This is a genomic window from Massiliimicrobium timonense (assembly GCF_002160865.1).
In the GTDB taxonomy this organism is placed as follows: Bacteria; Bacillota_I; Bacilli_A; order Erysipelotrichales; family Coprobacillaceae; genus Allocoprobacillus.
Genome location: NZ_NFLJ01000006.1, coordinates 1 through 15,788 on the forward strand (window position 1 = coordinate 1; position 15,788 = coordinate 15,788).

General features: G+C 30.3%; 17 protein-coding genes and 2 pseudogenes. 16 read left to right on the plus strand and 3 right to left on the minus strand.

What is annotated here, in order from left to right; genetic code table 11:
• Positions 1-232: Hsp20 family protein (locus B5E75_RS02695; protein WP_143746938.1), on the plus strand; the 232-nt coding region annotated here is incomplete at its 5' end.
• Positions 233-430: 198 nt separating this feature from the next.
• Here B5E75_RS02695 and B5E75_RS02700 read toward each other — a convergent pair.
• Entirely contained in the window at positions 431-751 is a 321-nt protein-coding gene (locus tag B5E75_RS02700) for a putative heavy metal-binding protein (RefSeq protein WP_087357258.1), read from the minus strand.
• Between the two features lie 113 nt (positions 752-864).
• Here B5E75_RS02700 and ychF point away from each other — a divergent pair, with 113 nt between their 5' ends.
• The 8 genes and pseudogenes from ychF to rpsR all read left to right on the plus strand — a co-directional run bounded on the left by ychF (position 865) and on the right by rpsR (position 7,600).
• Positions 865-1,965: a redox-regulated ATPase YchF gene (ychF, locus tag B5E75_RS02705; RefSeq protein WP_087357259.1), complete on the plus strand. Its 1,101-nt coding sequence runs from the start codon at positions 865-867 to the stop codon at positions 1,963-1,965.
• Positions 1,965-2,690, plus strand: coding sequence for a class B sortase (gene srtB / locus B5E75_RS02710; RefSeq protein ID WP_087357260.1), 726 nt, complete (start codon positions 1,965-1,967; stop codon positions 2,688-2,690). Before ychF ends, srtB begins: the two co-directional genes overlap by 1 nt.
• Positions 2,691-2,809: 119 nt before the next feature.
• On the plus strand, positions 2,810-4,810 hold the full coding sequence (locus B5E75_RS02715) for an AAA family ATPase (protein WP_087357261.1): 2,001 nt from the start codon (positions 2,810-2,812) through the stop codon (positions 4,808-4,810).
• Between the two features lie 87 nt (positions 4,811-4,897).
• The gene (locus tag B5E75_RS02720) at positions 4,898-6,016 is read left to right on the plus strand and encodes an SLC13 family permease (protein ID WP_087357262.1); all 1,119 of its coding nucleotides are present in this window, start codon (positions 4,898-4,900) and stop codon (positions 6,014-6,016) included.
• Between the two features lie 106 nt (positions 6,017-6,122).
• Positions 6,123-6,458 (plus strand): annotated as a pseudogene (locus B5E75_RS14805) (DUF3788 family protein).
• A gap of 143 nt (positions 6,459-6,601) precedes the next feature.
• The gene (gene rpsF / locus B5E75_RS02735; protein ID WP_087357265.1) at positions 6,602-6,889 is read left to right on the plus strand and encodes a 30S ribosomal protein S6; all 288 of its coding nucleotides are present in this window, start codon (positions 6,602-6,604) and stop codon (positions 6,887-6,889) included.
• 13 nt (positions 6,890-6,902) lie between these two features.
• Complete coding sequence (gene ssb / locus B5E75_RS02740) at positions 6,903-7,358, plus strand: single-stranded DNA-binding protein (protein WP_087357266.1); 456 nt, start codon at positions 6,903-6,905, stop codon at positions 7,356-7,358.
• A 14-nt stretch (positions 7,359-7,372) separates the two neighbouring features.
• Positions 7,373-7,600 (plus strand): 30S ribosomal protein S18, encoded by a 228-nt coding sequence (gene rpsR / locus B5E75_RS02745; RefSeq protein WP_087357267.1) that lies wholly within the window; start codon positions 7,373-7,375, stop codon positions 7,598-7,600.
• A 25-nt stretch (positions 7,601-7,625) separates the two neighbouring features.
• On the opposite strand, the gene B5E75_RS02750 is transcribed toward rpsR, so the two are convergent.
• The gene (locus B5E75_RS02750; RefSeq protein WP_087357268.1) at positions 7,626-8,723 is read right to left on the minus strand and encodes a tyrosine-type recombinase/integrase; all 1,098 of its coding nucleotides are present in this window, start codon (positions 8,721-8,723) and stop codon (positions 7,626-7,628) included.
• A gap of 106 nt (positions 8,724-8,829) precedes the next feature.
• Entirely contained in the window at positions 8,830-9,516 is a 687-nt protein-coding gene (locus B5E75_RS02755) for a helix-turn-helix domain-containing protein (RefSeq protein ID WP_087357269.1), read from the minus strand.
• Between the two features lie 190 nt (positions 9,517-9,706).
• Here B5E75_RS02755 and B5E75_RS02760 point away from each other — a divergent pair, with 190 nt between their 5' ends.
• The 7 genes and pseudogenes from B5E75_RS02760 (at position 9,707) to istB (ending at position 15,662) form a co-directional block, all read left to right on the plus strand.
• Positions 9,707-9,910: a helix-turn-helix domain-containing protein gene (locus B5E75_RS02760; protein ID WP_087357270.1), complete on the plus strand. Its 204-nt coding sequence runs from the start codon at positions 9,707-9,709 to the stop codon at positions 9,908-9,910.
• Between the two features lie 5 nt (positions 9,911-9,915).
• Positions 9,916-10,104, plus strand: coding sequence for a hypothetical protein (locus B5E75_RS02765; protein WP_029482170.1), 189 nt, complete (start codon positions 9,916-9,918; stop codon positions 10,102-10,104).
• Entirely contained in the window at positions 10,097-11,803 is a 1,707-nt protein-coding gene (locus B5E75_RS02770; protein WP_087357271.1) for a bifunctional DNA primase/polymerase, read from the plus strand. Before B5E75_RS02765 ends, B5E75_RS02770 begins: the two co-directional genes overlap by 8 nt.
• 156 nt (positions 11,804-11,959) lie before the next feature.
• The gene (locus tag B5E75_RS02775; protein ID WP_087357272.1) at positions 11,960-12,271 is read left to right on the plus strand and encodes a plasmid mobilization protein; all 312 of its coding nucleotides are present in this window, start codon (positions 11,960-11,962) and stop codon (positions 12,269-12,271) included.
• A gap of 38 nt (positions 12,272-12,309) precedes the next feature.
• Positions 12,310-13,512 (plus strand): relaxase/mobilization nuclease domain-containing protein, encoded by a 1,203-nt coding sequence (locus B5E75_RS02780; RefSeq protein WP_087357273.1) that lies wholly within the window; start codon positions 12,310-12,312, stop codon positions 13,510-13,512.
• Positions 13,513-13,594: 82 nt separating this feature from the next.
• A pseudogene (gene istA, locus B5E75_RS02785) lies at positions 13,595-14,907 on the plus strand (IS21 family transposase).
• Complete coding sequence (istB, locus tag B5E75_RS02790; RefSeq protein WP_087357274.1) at positions 14,904-15,662, plus strand: IS21-like element helper ATPase IstB; 759 nt, start codon at positions 14,904-14,906, stop codon at positions 15,660-15,662. Before istA ends, istB begins: the two are co-directional and overlap by 4 nt.
• The last annotated feature ends 126 nt before the right edge of the window (positions 15,663-15,788 follow it).

Consider the following 15,788-nt stretch of genomic DNA (forward strand, 5'->3'; position numbering starts at 1 on the left):
ATATTTGACAATCTCAGCTAAGAAGAACTTGAATAAAGATGAAAAGAATAAAGATGGACAATATATCCGACAGGAAAGATACGCAGGAAGCATGAGTCGAAGCTTCTATGTAGGAGAAAATGTTCCACAGAGTGATATTAAAGCAAAATTTGAAGATGGTGTTTTAAGAATTTCAATTCCAAAACAGGATATGAAAGTCATTGAAAACAACAACACAATCATGATTGACTAAGCAGGGAAAAATCCCTGCTTTACTTATTCTTAATCAAAACTTTAGGTAATGAGATAGTAGATAAGAAAAAAAGTTTATATATTATAAGCAGTTATCAGGTTTTCTCTCCACATTTAACATTCTTTATACTGATAACCAAGTGGGCAACCACTTTTTATAAATAAAAAGATTCCTTTCATTTTGAAGGAATCTTTTTGGTTATCTGACAATCACAGCAGTTCCAGATACTGTCACCATTAACATGCCATTATCAGCACCTAAAACTTCATAATCAACATCAATACCCACTACAGCATTTGCCCCTTTTTCACGAGCACGTTCTTCTAATTCCTGTAATGCTTTTTCTCTGGCTTCCAAAAGTTCATTTTCATATGTTGCTGATCTGCCACCAAAGATATTAGATAAACCAGCCGTGAAATCTTTGATAAAATTAATACCAGAAATCACTTCACCAAAAACAATTCCTTTGTATTCCATAATTTCTTTTCCTTCAATAGAAGGAGTTGTTGTTAAAATCATATTCTCGCCTCCTAACTTTAATATATCATATTTGTTTGGAAAAGATATGAATAAGAATTGCCTTTTTAATAATTTTTCGCTAAAATGGAATGGAGTTAAGGAGTGATGAAAAGATGGCATTAACAGCCGGAATTGTTGGACTTCCTAATGTGGGTAAGTCAACATTATTTAATGCAATTACAAATGCACAGGTTGAAGCAGCAAACTATCCATTTGCGACAATTGATCCTAATGTAGGTGTTGTGGAAGTTCCTGATTATCGTTTAGATGAATTAACAAAGATTTTCAATCCTAAAAAGACAATTCCTACAACATTTGAATTTACTGATATTGCAGGTTTGGTCAAAGGAGCAAGTCGTGGAGAAGGTTTAGGAAATAAGTTTTTAGCAAACATTCGTGAAACAGATGCAATTTGTGAAGTTGTTCGTTGTTTTAGAGATAAAGATATTACTCATGTAGATGGGGATGTAGATCCTGTTAGAGATGTGGAAACAATCAATTTAGAATTGATTTTTGCTGATTTGGAAACAGTGGAAAAGCGTATTGGTAAAATTGAAAAGAAAGCTAAATCTGGTGATAAAGAAGCAAAGGCTGAAATGGAAGTTTTAGAACCTTTAAAAGAAACTTTAGAAGCTGGAAAACCAGCGAGAGTATTATCTTTTTCTAAAGAGGAAATGGATATTGTTAAACAATACACATTATTGACAATGAAGCCTTTAATTTATGTAGCTAATCTTGGAGAAGAAGATTTAGAAAATCCAGAAAGTAATCCTTATTATGTTCAATTAAAAGAATATGCTGAAAAAGAAAACTGTGATGTTGTTCCTATCTGTGCCAAGATTGAAAGTGAACTTGTTGGTTTAGATAAAGAAGAAAAACAGATGTTCTTGGATGATTTAGGTATTGATGAAAGTGGTTTAGATAAGTTAATTAAAGAAGCTTATGCTTTGCTAGGTTTAAATACTTTCTTTACCGCTGGAGCAGATGAAGTCAGAGCCTGGACCTTTAAAAAAGGTATGCTGGCACCAGAAATGGCAGGAATTATTCATACTGATTTCCAAAGAGGATTTATTAAAGCAGAAACATATAGCTATGATGATTTAATGGAATATGGTAGTGAACATGCTTTAAGAGAAGCTGGAAAAATTCGTCAGGAAGGAAAACAATATGTAGGGCATGATGGTGATATTATGTTCTTCAAGTTTAATGTTTAATGAAAAAGATTATTAGAAGAATATTACTTGTTGTTTGTATATGTGTTTTTCTTTTTTCAGCTTTTCAATTGGGAAAGATATTCTATAATTATTATACTATTGAAAAAGAGAGTACAGAACTTATTACAAAATATGTAGAAGAACCCAAAGAAGATGAAAATGATCCATTAAAACGTGTTATTAATTTTGAAGAACTTCAAAATATCAATTCAGATGTGATAGGATGGTTATATATTCCAGATACAAAGATTGATGAGCCTATTCTTAAAGGGGAAAATAATGATACATATTTACGTACAGATTTATATATGAAAGCAAATACGGCAGGAAATCTTTTTATTGATGAAATCAATTCAAGAGATTTTAGTGATGATAATACAATTATCTATGGACATAATATGAAAAATGGTTCTCGTTTTCATGATTTAAGATACTTCGTAGAAAAAGATTATTTTAATGAACACCAAAATATTTATATTTACTTACCAGATGGAAGTATTAATATTTATCAAGGTGTAGCTTCTGCGGTCATTGATTCAAGAAGTGATTTATATCAAAAAGGTATTGATTATCAAAAATATATGAATCAAGTCAAGAGTGAAGCTTCTGTTTATCAAAATGTCAGTGAAAAACAAGTCAATATGATTATGTTAAGTACATGTTATACTGGAACTGAAAATAGATATGTTGTTTATGGACAGTTAAAAGAAAATGTAAAGAGGTAATGTTGAAGCATTATCTCTTTTTTTGGTAAATAATGCAAAATAATAAAATGATTAAATATAAAGAAAACGTTAATAATTTCAAATAGAGTTCATATGATAGAAAGGAAAAGAGGTGTCATATGCTTACACAATTTCATGAACAGGCACAAAAAGCCATTGTTATTGCTGAAAGTATAGCGTTTGATTTGGGGCATAGTCATGTAGGAAGTGAGCATCTTTTATTATCAGTATTAAAAATGAAAGAAATCCCTTTAACAAAAATGTTAAAAACCTATCATGTTGATGATGATGTCATTTATAAAGATATAGTCAGGTTGTTTGGCAAAAAAGATATTCAACCTTTTTATATGGAATATAGTGAAGTTGTAAAAAAGATATTAGAAGAAGCTATTCGTCTCACACATGAAAGAAAAGAAAGTAAAGTGACAATCAATACTTTATGTTTGGCTTTACTATTGCAAAGAGAAAGTGTTGCTGTAGAATTATTAAACAAATATCATGTTTCATTTAATCAGTTAAAAGAAAAATTAAGTGAAAAACAATCCCTTCTTTATGAATTAGATAAAATACATGAATTAATTAATTTTAATGAACGTGTAAAAAACGAAAATCGTTTGATGATTGGAAGGGAACAGGAGTTAGAACAACTTTTTTTAACGCTTTGTAAGAAAGAAAAGAATAATGTTTTATTGATTGGTAAAGCCGGTGTAGGAAAGACAGCATTAGTGGAAAAACTGGCATATAAGATTAATCAAAAAGAAGTTCCTGCCTTATTACAAAACAAAGTGATTTATGAATTAAGTTTATCAAGTATTGTTGCTGGAACAAAGTATCGTGGAGAATTTGAAGAAAAATTCAAAAAATTAATTGATAAGGTCATTCAAGCTAAAGATGCAATTTTATTTATAGATGAAATTCATAATTTAATAGGGGCTGGAGGAGCTGAAGGAGCTATTGATGCATCTAATATTTTAAAACCTTTTTTAGCAAGAAAGGATTTAACTTTGATTGGAGCGACAACCATTGAAGAATATTATCAATACTTTGAAAAAGATCAAGCGATGAACAGACGTTTTTCAATATTGAAAATCAATGAAAATACAAAAGAAGAAACCAAAGATATTCTTTTAGGACTTAAAAAGCAATATGAAAATTATCATCATATTCATATCCCCAATGAACGACTTGATGAAATTATAGACCTTTGCGATCAATATTTACTTTCACGTGTTTTTCCAGATAAAGCCTTAGATGTTTTGGATTTATCTTGTGTCAAAGCTATATTTCAAAACGAACAGGTTTTACAGACATGTCATATTGAAAAAGTGATAGAAGAAATTTCAGGAAGTTGTTTACAAGAAAGTTCTTATCTTGATATTGAACAGACACTTCATCAACATATTATTGGACAACAGGAAGCAATTCATCAATTGGTAGAATCTTTAGAATCACTTGCTCAATATCCTCATTCACATCGTCCTAAAGGTGTTTATTTATTAACAGGAAGCAGTGGTGTTGGAAAAACCGAAACAGCAAAGATTCTAGCGAAAACTTTGCATAAACACTTTATCAAATTAGATATGTCAGAATATAGTGATGCAACTAGTGTCAACAAACTTATAGGGTCTTCTCCAGGTTATATTGGTTTTGATCAGCAATCTTTTTTATTTCATGATATGATTTTATATCCCGATAGTATCGTTTTATTAGATGAAATTGAAAAAGCCCATCCACAAGTTATACATTTATTTTTACAAGTCTTTGATGAAGGTATTTTAAAGGATCATCAACATCATATTCTTTCTTTTAAAGATACTATTATTATGATGACATCTAATATTACAAGACAAAATCAACCTGTGGTAGGTTTTAAAAAGAAACTTCAATCACACCAATATTTAGAATCGTTCTTTTCTAAAGAATTTTTAAATCGTATAGATGAAATTATTGAATATCAACCATTACAAAAACAACATCTTCAACAAATTCTTTTAAATCAAACTCCAATCCCTTTAACAGATTGTATGATTAAAGATATTTTAACAAATTATGATTGTCAACAAGGAGCAAGAACGCTTTTAAAAGAAATGAAGAAGTATCTTGTTTCTAGAAATAGATAGTGCCATTGTGAAGTGGCACTTTTTGCATGAAAAGAAATTGATAGTTAGGTTATTTATGCTAAAATAGGATTTCGTGAGGTGAAAGAAATGAGGAGAATATGGGGAATCATAAAGAAAGATACGGTTTTAATGATAGCTTGGATTTTAGCTATCTTATCTTGCTTTTTTGTGAAACCTTCTTTTGAGTATTTAGGATATATTGATTATACAACTTTAGCTTTATTATTTTGTTTAATGGTTATAGTGAATGGTTTGCAAAATATCCAATTATTTCAACAGATTGCTATCTTTTTTATGAAGAAAATCAAAACAACCAGACAATTAGACTTATTGCTTGTAGGATTATGTTTTTTATTGAGTATGTTAATAACAAATGATGTTGCATTAATTACTTTTGTTCCTCTAACAATTGTTGTTTTAAAAATATTAAGGATGGAAGAAAGAGTCGTTCATATCGTTGTTTTACAAACTTTAGCTGCTAATTTAGGGAGTATGTGTACACCAATAGGAAATCCACAAAATCTTTTCTTGTATACTTATTTTGATATGTCCTTGAGTCATTTTATGATAATGATTTTACCATTTGTCATGTTATCTTTGATACTTTTATTGATACATATATTTATGCATAGAAATCAATCCATTGAAACACCAAAGATTTATCAAAAAGAAGATACGAATATCACTTATCTATGGATTTATATGATTTTATTTGTATTATGTATTTTAAGTGTTTTGCATCTTTTAAGTATTTTTTATTTATTACCTGTTATAATGATTGTATGTGGTTTTATGGACTATAAAACCATCGTAAAAGTAGATTATTTATTATTGTTGACATTTGTTGGTTTCTTTATTTTTATAGGAAATTTAAAGAATATAGATATGATTGCACAATTTTTAAATCAGATTGTCAATGGTTATGAAATGATTATCAGTGTTATTTGTTCACAAGTATTTTCTAATGTTCCAACAGCAATATTATTATCTGGATTTACAAAGAATGTTTATGATTTATTGATAGGTGTCAATATTGGAGGGTTAGGAACATTCATTGCTTCAATGGCTTCGCTTATATCTTATAAGTATATAACACGTATTTATCCGCAATATAAAAAACGTTATTTTATGTCTTTTACAAAATATAATATCATTGATTTAATTGTATTAGTGATTGCAGCAGAAATATTTTTGTTGATTGTATAAGGAGTGAAGGAGTATGTTTGATAGAGATTCACAGGAATGTGTACCAACTTTATCTATGATTAGTCAATATATCCATAATACATTGTGGGATGAATGATACTTATATATGGAAAATGAATTTCATGCAAAGCCACAGTATGAGTTCAGCCATTGTAGCTGGGAACATGGCTGGAATGTGAAATTTAAAAAAGGGAGTCATTCGATATGTACGGTTTATCCACGATAGGGATTTTTGACTGTCATGGTTGTGATTGGACCAAAAGAAAAAGAACTGTTTGAAAAATTGTTACCGACAATGGATATACGTATTCAAGACATTTATATGCATACAAAGGAAGGGAATTATCAAAAATGGTTAATGATTGATGTAGAAGATAAAAATCAAGTCTATGAAGATTTAAAAACAATATTGCATATAAGAGCTGATAGAAAAATAAAGTGATTGTGAAGTAAAATTATTTTGATTATACCGTTACTTATTGACAAAAAGGTGGATTTATGGTATAAACTTTTTTGCATGTAATATATTTACTGCCTGTCTATATGAAGAATATAGACCATTAGACCATAGGAGGAGGTAAAAAGATGAATAAATACGAAATCATGTTTATTGTAAAACCTGACGTTGAAGAAGAAACAAGAAATGCATTAATCGAAAACTTCAAAAACATTTTAACAAATGGTGAAGGAACTGTAGATAATGTCAACGAATGGGGATTACGTGATTTTGCTTATGAAATTCAGGATTACAAAAAAGGATACTATGTTGTTATTGATACAACAACAACTCCTGCAAACATTTCTGAATTTGAACGTATTTCACGTATCAACGCAAACGTTATCCGTCATATGACTCTTAGAAAATCTAAATAAGAGGTGAGTTCTGATGATTAATCGTGTTGTATTAGTTGGAAGAATGACAAGAGATCCTGAGCTAAGAACAACAAATACTGGTGCTTCTGTAACAAGTTTCACTTTAGCACTTAATCGTAACTATAATTCGGCAGATGGACAACAAGCAGATTATATTAACTGTGTTGTCTGGAATAAAGTTGCTGAAAATGTAGCAAAATATTGTTCTAAAGGATCATTAGTAGGTGTTGAAGGAAGACTTCGTTCACGTAGCTATGATAATGCTCAAGGTCAAAAAGTATATGTTGTTGAAGTTGTTTGTGATAGTGTACAGTTTTTGGAAACAAGAGCTGCCAGAGAAAGAGCACAGCAACAACAACCACAAGTATCACAAGATAACTTCTATGATATGAAGACAGTAGAATTAGAGAAAGATTTTGATAATTCTTTTGATTCATTTGATATCATGGAAGATGATATTCAATTTTAAGGAGGAAATGGTTTATGGCATTCAAAAGACAAAGACCTAGAAAAAAAGTTTGCTATTTTACAAAAAACAAGATTGATTACATTGATTACAAAGATGTTGAATTATTAAAAAGATTTATATCTGCTAATGGGAAAATCATTCCTAGACGTGTAACTGGTACAAGTGCTAAATACCAAAGACAATTAGCAGTAGCAATCAAAAGAGCTAGACAAATGGCTTTATTACCATACGTTGGTGAATAATAAGTATTAAAAAACCTTGATAAAATCAAGGTTTTTTTGTTTCTTGAGGAGTTTCTGGTACTAATTTGGTACTATTGTTTAATTCATCAAGCTTATTAACGAGATGAATTTGTTTATCAGGGTATAAATGACTGTAAGTTTTTAATGTTGTTTCAACGGTATCACCTATACGTTCTGCTATCATGAGTGCACTATAACCTAATTCAATAAGCATGGAAACATGACTATGTCTAAAGGAATGGATGGTAAACTCAGGATTAAGATTTGCTTTTCTTTGTGCATATTTCAATCGCCCTCTAGCTTTTGTGTAATGATTCATAAAAATATAATCATCATCCTTTGGCTTATAGAGATTATCAATATATTGCTTAATAATATCTACAAGGAATTGTGGAATACTAACATCCCTATAGCTATTGTGCGTTTTAGGAGATGTAATGACATCCTTTTTATTAATACGTTGATATGATTTTGTAATGTGAATAACTCCTTTATCTAAATCTATATCTTTTTTTTGTAATGCAAACAATTCATCCTTTCTCATACCTGTGTAAAAAAGAGTAGAGAATATAGTGTAATCATTATAGTCTTGTACGTTTTCTAATAAAGTTTTCATTTCATCGATAGTACAAATTTGCATTTTTTTGCTTTTATGGCTACCAATGCTTCCAGCTTTAGTACAAGGATTCGTTTTTAAGTCATAATATTTTGTAGCGTGATTAAAAATGGCATTTAGTATTCCATTTATCTTTTTTAAATAGGCTTCAGAATAGTTTTGGCTTATAAGCTCATTTTGCCATCGTCTTATTATTATGGCAGTAACCTCGTTCATTTGATATTGTTTAAAAAAAGGAAGAATCTTTTTCTCGATAATATTGTTTTTAACATGTAATGTCTTTGGTTTCAGTCGAGGCGACATATCATCTTGGTAAAGTTTTACAAAGTTCTCAAATGACATATTAAGATCTGTACTTTGTTGTTCTAGAAAATGTCGTTCAAACTCTTTAGCTTCACGTTGTAATTTGAATCCTCTTTTTTTCTTTTGTTTTTTCTCACCTTTATAATCAGTATAATAAAACTTACAAAACCAAGTTTTGGTTTTCTTATCATAATATGTTGGCATTGTATTTCGCTCCTTTTCATGTTAAAATTGGAGCATGAAAAATGATTGCTGTGGTAGGTAATTCTTTTTCATGCTGTGCACTCTAGTTGGCGCTGGAGTGCTTTTTTTATTTACTGTAATATTTTTTTAATGCGACACGATACATCGTATCAATTGATTGATCATCTTCTAAATCAAGGTCTAATTCTTTGTTTGTAAAGAGAACTTTGTAAATAATATCTTTCTTATAATTTGGATTATTTGCTTTATATTGATTAATTGTTTCTTCATTCATAAATTGAGATTCATATACAACTTTTTGATATTGGTATTGAGCATCTTGTAAACTTCTATTAATGAGAAGATAAGCATCATTACGCAATTGTTCAAATTGAGACTGATTAACAGAAACAAAAGAGAGTTTGCGAAAATCCTTTAGTAATGTATAGAATTCATCAAAATTTGTGTAAATATCTATCTCATAATCTTCTATTTTTTCATGTTCTTTATCAAAATTTTCTTTCATGTCAAAGAATTTACCAGAATCGTACAATAAAATATCATTTAGTTCGTCGTGTTGTACAGGATGGTAGCTATGATCAAAAAGAAAATCAGTATTCTCTAAGTCAAAAAATATGCTCGGACAAATAGAGAGTTCATCAGATATTTGTTTGATAACATCTATTTTTGGTTCACGACCATTTTCATAATTTTGATAAGTTGTATAAGGGATATTGAGCCGTCTGGCTAACTCGGCTTTAGATAGACCTTTTTTCTTACGTTCTCTTGCTAATATATCTGAAAAAGTAGCCATATATATGTATTTAACCTCCTTTCTTGAGTTAATTATATCAAATTTGTACAACTTGTAAATAAATATAACTCATTTTGAATAAAAATATATGAAAATTATTTAAAATGAGTTATTTATATTGACAACAACCTAATATATGCTATTATTTAATTGAAAATAACTCAAATTGGGTATAAAAGGAGGTGGAAATATGAAGATTGATTCAACAAGAATTAAAATATTACTGATAGAACGTCAATTATCGGTAAAGGAGTTTTGTAAAATCAACAACTTGTCTTATAGTACGATCTCTGCAATATTAAGAGGTCAAAGGATTGGGCAACTCAAAACTATCGGACAAATTGCTGATGCGTTAGATGTAAGTATTGATAGTATATTAAAAGAAGGAGAATAGAAATTATGGAAATTGAAAAAAGTTATTATGATGTATACGATGTAATTAAATTATTAGGAGTTAGTAAAAGTAAAGCTTATGCAGTGATGAGAGAGATGAATGATTATCTAGAAGAACAAGGATATTTAGTTATTTCTGGTAAAGTCCCTGCAAGATATTTTAATGAAAAGTGGTATGGTGGAACACATGCCTAGTTTAAAAGAAAGTGCACTAGCCTATGCTAAAGAAGGGCTACGAGTCTTTCCACTGGCGCCAAACAGTAAAGGAAAGCAAGTTCTTCATTCATGGATAAAAGAAGCAACCACGAATCCAGATACTATTGAATATTGGTGGGATACAAATCCACAATATAATATTGGTATCGTAACGGGCGAAAAACTATTTGTTATAGATGTTGATATAAAAAATCAACATAATGGAATTGAATCTTTAAAACAATATGGAAAAGAATTACCTACCACAAAAATGGTGAAATCTCCCTCAGGGGGATTTCATCTTTACTATTATGATGATAGTCAAGAAGTTAAAACACGTACAGGATTGTATGATGGTATTGATATACGAGGAAAAGGTGGCTACATTGTAGCACCGCCAAGTATGATAGATGGTAATAAATATCAGTTTGTTAATAAAGAACCGGTTGCAAAAATAAATGATGCATTACGAAACTTTTTAAATAGACATAAAGAAAACGGAGAGAGTTCATTTACAAGTCAAGATATCGTTAATGAAGGATGTAGGAACGATTATCTATTTCGTATGGCGTGTTTCTTACAACAAAAAGGTTTTAGTGATGAAGCCATCAAAGAATGTATTAAAAAAGAGAATGAAGCAAAATGTCAACCATCATTGGGAATCCAAGAAATAGAACGTATTATTCAAAGTACACTAAAGTATAAAAAGGGTATAGTTCAATTACGAAATGAAAAAAAGTATGAAGGATCGTTTACTTTAACACAACTTTATGCTTCTAAAGATGATGATGAAGATGATATTGTTGAAAATATGATATCGGTAGGCCTAACTCTTTTAGGTGCACCACAAAAATCAGGAAAAACTTTTTTTGGATTGCAGCTATGTGATGCTATTGTAGAAGGTAAAAATTTCTTAGGAAGGAAAGTACAAAAAGGAACAGCGGTCTATCTTGCCTTTGAAGATAAAAAGACAAAAATCAAAAAAAGATTGCAAAGAATGCAAGTAGACCCAAATGATAAATTTGTTATTGATATTCTAAAGCCGAATCATTTGTATGATTTAGAATTAAGAATTGAACAAGAGCTTCAAAGAAATGCAGATTTAAAACTTGTAGTGGTTGATACATTCCATAAGATAAGAAAATCAAAAGATAGATACTATGATAGTGAGTATGCTGAAGCGACAGCTTATCATGAATTAGCTTGTAAATATCATATTGCGATTATCTTAATAACACATGTAAAAAAAGAGGTAGATGTCAATCATCCTTTTGATTCAATCTATGGAAGTAGAGGTTTAACAGCCGGGTCTGATTCGATCCTTGTTATGTATAAGAAAAACCATTTATCCAAGATACGTCAGTTAGCAATACAAGGGAAAGATATACCGGATGATGAAATAACACTATTACAAAATGATAGTATGATTTTAGAAATCACTGAAAATGAGGATGATGGTGATGTTGATGAGAATGTTATGAAAGTTATTAATTTTATCATTCGAAAAAAAGAATTTATTGGTTCTCATGAAGATTTGTCATCCATTCTTTCACTTTCGCTGACAGGAAGACAGCTTCAAGCTTTACTAGCAAAAAACAGTACTATCCTAGAGTCAACATTTATCTCTTACGAGAAGCAACCACGACAAAATAAAGCAAGACCAATTTGTTTAAGATATCATGGAAATGAAGAAATTTAGTGACAGTGTGACAGTTGTCTGACAATACCTTTTGACCGTCACACCGTCACTCCTTAAATAAGTTAAATTTAATATTTTATGTATTAGCAAGCAACGTATTTTGTCCCCAAAATACAACATCATAAGCTGGTATGACCAGCAAGATTGGAGGTTCATATGAAAAGAAATCATGAAATAAAGATACGATTCAATGACGATGAATTTGAAACGTTAGTTAAGAAATTAAGAAAAACAAAATTAAGTAGAGAAGCATTTTCTAGAGCTTGTATATTAGGTAAAGAGATAAAAGTACCACCTGATCTAGAGTATTATAAGTTAAAAAATGAGTTCAATCATATCGGTAATAATTTAAATCAGATTGCTAGAACGTTGAATAATAGACAAGAAATATCTCCAAAAATCATTGAGGTAACAATCGAAGAATTAAGACAGATGATCAAGAATCTTGATGAAAAAGTAAGGGGCTGATCAAAGCAGTAACATCAATTTGGGCTATCCGGGATCGTTTGGATAACGCCATCAATTATGTCGAAGATGAAAAAAAGACGATGCAAACGCTCTTGGATTACATCAGCCAAGATAATAAGATCAAACAAAAACAGTATGAAACTTGTCTTAATTGTGATGCATTTGATCCATTAAAATCGATGCAGATGACCAAGAAATTGTTCCATGATCATAAAAGAATCGTAGCGTTTCATGGTTATCAGTCATTTAAAATAGGTGAGGTCGATGCAAATATTGCACATGAAATTGGAGTAAAGTTAGCACAAAAAGTATTTGGAAATCGTTATGAAGTTGTCGTTAGCACACACCTAGATAAAGACCATATTCACAATCATATCTTATTAAATTCAACTTCATTCATCGATGGAAAACGGTTCTGTAATACTAAAAAAGATTACTGGAACATGAGAAATAAGTCCGATGAACTATGTAAAGAATACGGATTATCTATTATCGAAGATCCATCCTACGATTCAAAAAAGTTGAATTATCATATCATGAAAACCTATATGAATGACATTAAAAAAGATATTGATGCTCTTGTAAAGGAAAGTAATTGTATTAGGGATTTAAAGGATAATATGAAAAAGAAAGGGTATGAGTTCGAAAGAATCGATGGAGAAGATGTCGTTTATCATCCGTATTGTAATGAACCGATATATCTAAAGTCATTAGGAGAAAGATATCATCTTGATGAAATTGAAGAAAGATTGACCGATAAATGGATCCTTCCTCAAAACGTTGAACATACAAAAAGTTATTATCGGTGTAAGGAATACTATCAACTTTATAGAAGAAAACAGTTACCAAAACTTGCAGGAATCCATGTTGCTTATCTTATTTCGATCAATATCTTACCTACAAGAAAGCAACATATATCCAAAGAAGCAAGACAAGCACTCAAGAAAATGGATCAATATTCAAGAGAAATCGAACTTCTTGCCAAGAACAAGATAGAAGATATCGATCAATTAAATGGCTATCAACAACAAAAACAAGATGAACTCAATGACTTATTAAAACAAAGACAAGGGTGTTATTATCAACGACAACGAGCAAGAACGAAGGATGAAAAAGAAGAATGGTCAGCAAGAGCCAAGTTATTTACATCAGAAATCAAGAAGCTAAGGCTTCAAATCAAAGCGTGTGAGAACATCAGGAATCGTAGCTTTGATAAAGATATTTATAAATGCTACTATTAATATGTACAAAAACGATCATATAAAAATGTACAAAATCAATTCAACATAATATAATAATTCAGTTTTTATTGGAGGTTATATTATGATTATGAATTTAACAGTTAGTTCAAGTATTGAGATTAATTGTTTGCTTGATTTACCAAAATTGAAAGTATTAGTAGAGGAGTTAAAATTGAAAATAAATAAATCACAAATTGCCCGAGAGCTTGGTGTAGATAGAAGATTGATTGATAAATATATGAATGGTTATACTAAGCCAAAGAAAAGAGAAAGAAAAAGTAAGTTAGATAATTTTTATCAAATAATATATGACTTGCTGATCAATCAAAATACTCAGGTTTTCTTTTATAAAAGAGTTTTATGGCAATATCTAAAAGATAATCATGGATTAGAGTGCTCAGCTTCCCATTTTAGAAAGTGGATCAGCCAGCATGAGGAATTTGATAAATACTTTAATGGCAGAACAAACAGGACAGTAAATGGTAAAATTAGAAACAATATGACAAATCATCGGTCAATCAAAAGAGAGACTGGTATGGGAGTTGAGGCACAATTGGATTGGAAGGAAAATATGCATTATACCTTAAGCACAGGTGAGGTTATTGAATTAAATATCTTTGCACTTGTATATTCCTATTCAAGATATAGGATTAATTTCATCTCACTTACAAAAAAGCAGGGTGCTCTATTTCATTATCTTGATCAGGCATTTGAAGCAGCTGGTGGTGTGCCTGACATCTTAAAAACCGATAATATGAAAACAGTCATGGATGAGGCAAGAACAGAATATTCGAGTGGAAAGGTCAATGCAAAGTTTCAACAGTTTGCGGATGATTATGGCTTTATAGTGAAACCTTGTATTGCCGGAAAACCATGGAGTAAAGGGAAGGTTGAAGCGCCAATGAAATTATGGGATGAACTATATGCTTATAATGGGAAGCTGAACTATGCACAACTGAATGAAAAAGTAATGGAAATCAATGAAAGAAATAATTGCCAGGTGCACAGTGAAATAGGAAAAATTCCGAAACTTCATATCCAAAAAGAAAAAGATTTCTTATCTCCTTTACCACAAGAAAAGATAAGAAATCAGTATAAAATCACCATTAGACCAGTAAAAGTAGATTCACAGAGTTTGTTTTCCTATAAAGGTAATAAATATTCCGCACCACCAGAATATATTGGTAAAACAGTGAAACTACAGATATTTGATGATTATATACATGTGTATTCTAACACAAGACTTATAACAATTCATCAAATATCTCAATCAAAATATAATTATCATGAAGAACATTATCAAAAAATATATGAAGTAAGTTTTAAAGACAGTTCGGATGAAATCAAACAATTAGCCAAGGCAAATTTAAATTTGATAGGAGAAATATACAATGAGTAGTACATATATGCAATTGAAAAATAACCTGAATTACTTGAAGTTAAGTCAAATGAATGAAAATTTAGATGAGATGTTGGATTATATAACCAGAAACAATCTATCTTTTACAGAAGGATTGATCAAATTGACGCAGATAGAAATCGATCATAGAGAAAAGAATATGGTCAAGTCAATGGTTAAGGTAGGGGCATTTCCTCATCATAAAGAATTAAGGGATTTTGATTTTGATTTTCAGTCATCAATAAACAAACAGCAGATATTGGATTTTGAGACACTCAGATTCATCGAGAATTGTGAAAACATCGTATTTCTGGGTAATAGTGGTGTAGGTAAAACACACCTGGCTGTAAGTATAGGCATTGCCGCGGCAAAGCGTAGAAATAGTACATATTTCATCAAATGTCATAATCTTATTCAACAATTGAAGAAAGCAAATAACGAGAACAGATTGGAAGATAGACTTCGCCATTTTACCAAATATAAAGTACTGATCATAGATGAACTTGGCTATCTTCCGATTAATAAAGATGATGCGAAATTGTTTTTTCAATTGATAGATAGACGTTATGAAAAAAGAAGCACGATATTAACTACAAATATCAATTTTAGTGAGTGGGATGAAGTCTTCTGTGATGTGGTCATGGCAAACGCTATTTTAGACAGAATCCTTCATCACGCGCACGTGGTAACTATAACGGGTAAATCCTATCGATTAAAAGATCAAATGAAGCCAAATGAAGAGGAATCCTAATACTTAAAAATGCTCTTGATTATATTGAGAAGGAACACAATTGTACATCATAAATGATCATTTTTGTACAAAATTATATTGACATTTATAATATTGAAAGAATAGCACAGAAGAAAATTAAACAAA

Bases quoted from the DNA above. Each gene is read 5' to 3' on its own strand.
- rpsF (WP_087357265.1), top strand. From the start codon at position 6,602: ATGAATAAATACGAAATCATGTTTATTGTAAAACCTGACGTTGAAGAA.
- B5E75_RS02700 (WP_087357258.1), bottom strand. From the start codon at position 751: ATGATTTTAACAACAACTCCTTCTATTGAAGGAAAAGAAATTATGGAA.
- B5E75_RS02750 (WP_087357268.1), bottom strand. From the start codon at position 8,723: ATGCCAACATATTATGATAAGAAAACCAAAACTTGGTTTTGTAAGTTT.
- B5E75_RS02775 (WP_087357272.1), top strand. From the start codon at position 11,960: ATGAAAAGAAATCATGAAATAAAGATACGATTCAATGACGATGAATTT.
- istB (WP_087357274.1), top strand. From the start codon at position 14,904: ATGAGTAGTACATATATGCAATTGAAAAATAACCTGAATTACTTGAAG.
- B5E75_RS02760 (WP_087357270.1), top strand. From the start codon at position 9,707: ATGAAGATTGATTCAACAAGAATTAAAATATTACTGATAGAACGTCAA.
- B5E75_RS02755 (WP_087357269.1), bottom strand. From the start codon at position 9,516: ATGGCTACTTTTTCAGATATATTAGCAAGAGAACGTAAGAAAAAAGGT.
- B5E75_RS02720 (WP_087357262.1), top strand. From the start codon at position 4,898: ATGAGGAGAATATGGGGAATCATAAAGAAAGATACGGTTTTAATGATA.
- rpsR (WP_087357267.1), top strand. From the start codon at position 7,373: ATGGCATTCAAAAGACAAAGACCTAGAAAAAAAGTTTGCTATTTTACA.
- ychF (WP_087357259.1), top strand. From the start codon at position 865: ATGGCATTAACAGCCGGAATTGTTGGACTTCCTAATGTGGGTAAGTCA.
- B5E75_RS02715 (WP_087357261.1), top strand. From the start codon at position 2,810: ATGCTTACACAATTTCATGAACAGGCACAAAAAGCCATTGTTATTGCT.
- B5E75_RS02770 (WP_087357271.1), top strand. From the start codon at position 10,097: ATGCCTAGTTTAAAAGAAAGTGCACTAGCCTATGCTAAAGAAGGGCTA.
- ssb (WP_087357266.1), top strand. From the start codon at position 6,903: ATGATTAATCGTGTTGTATTAGTTGGAAGAATGACAAGAGATCCTGAG.
- B5E75_RS02765 (WP_029482170.1), top strand. From the start codon at position 9,916: ATGGAAATTGAAAAAAGTTATTATGATGTATACGATGTAATTAAATTA.
- srtB (WP_087357260.1), top strand. From the start codon at position 1,965: ATGAAAAAGATTATTAGAAGAATATTACTTGTTGTTTGTATATGTGTT.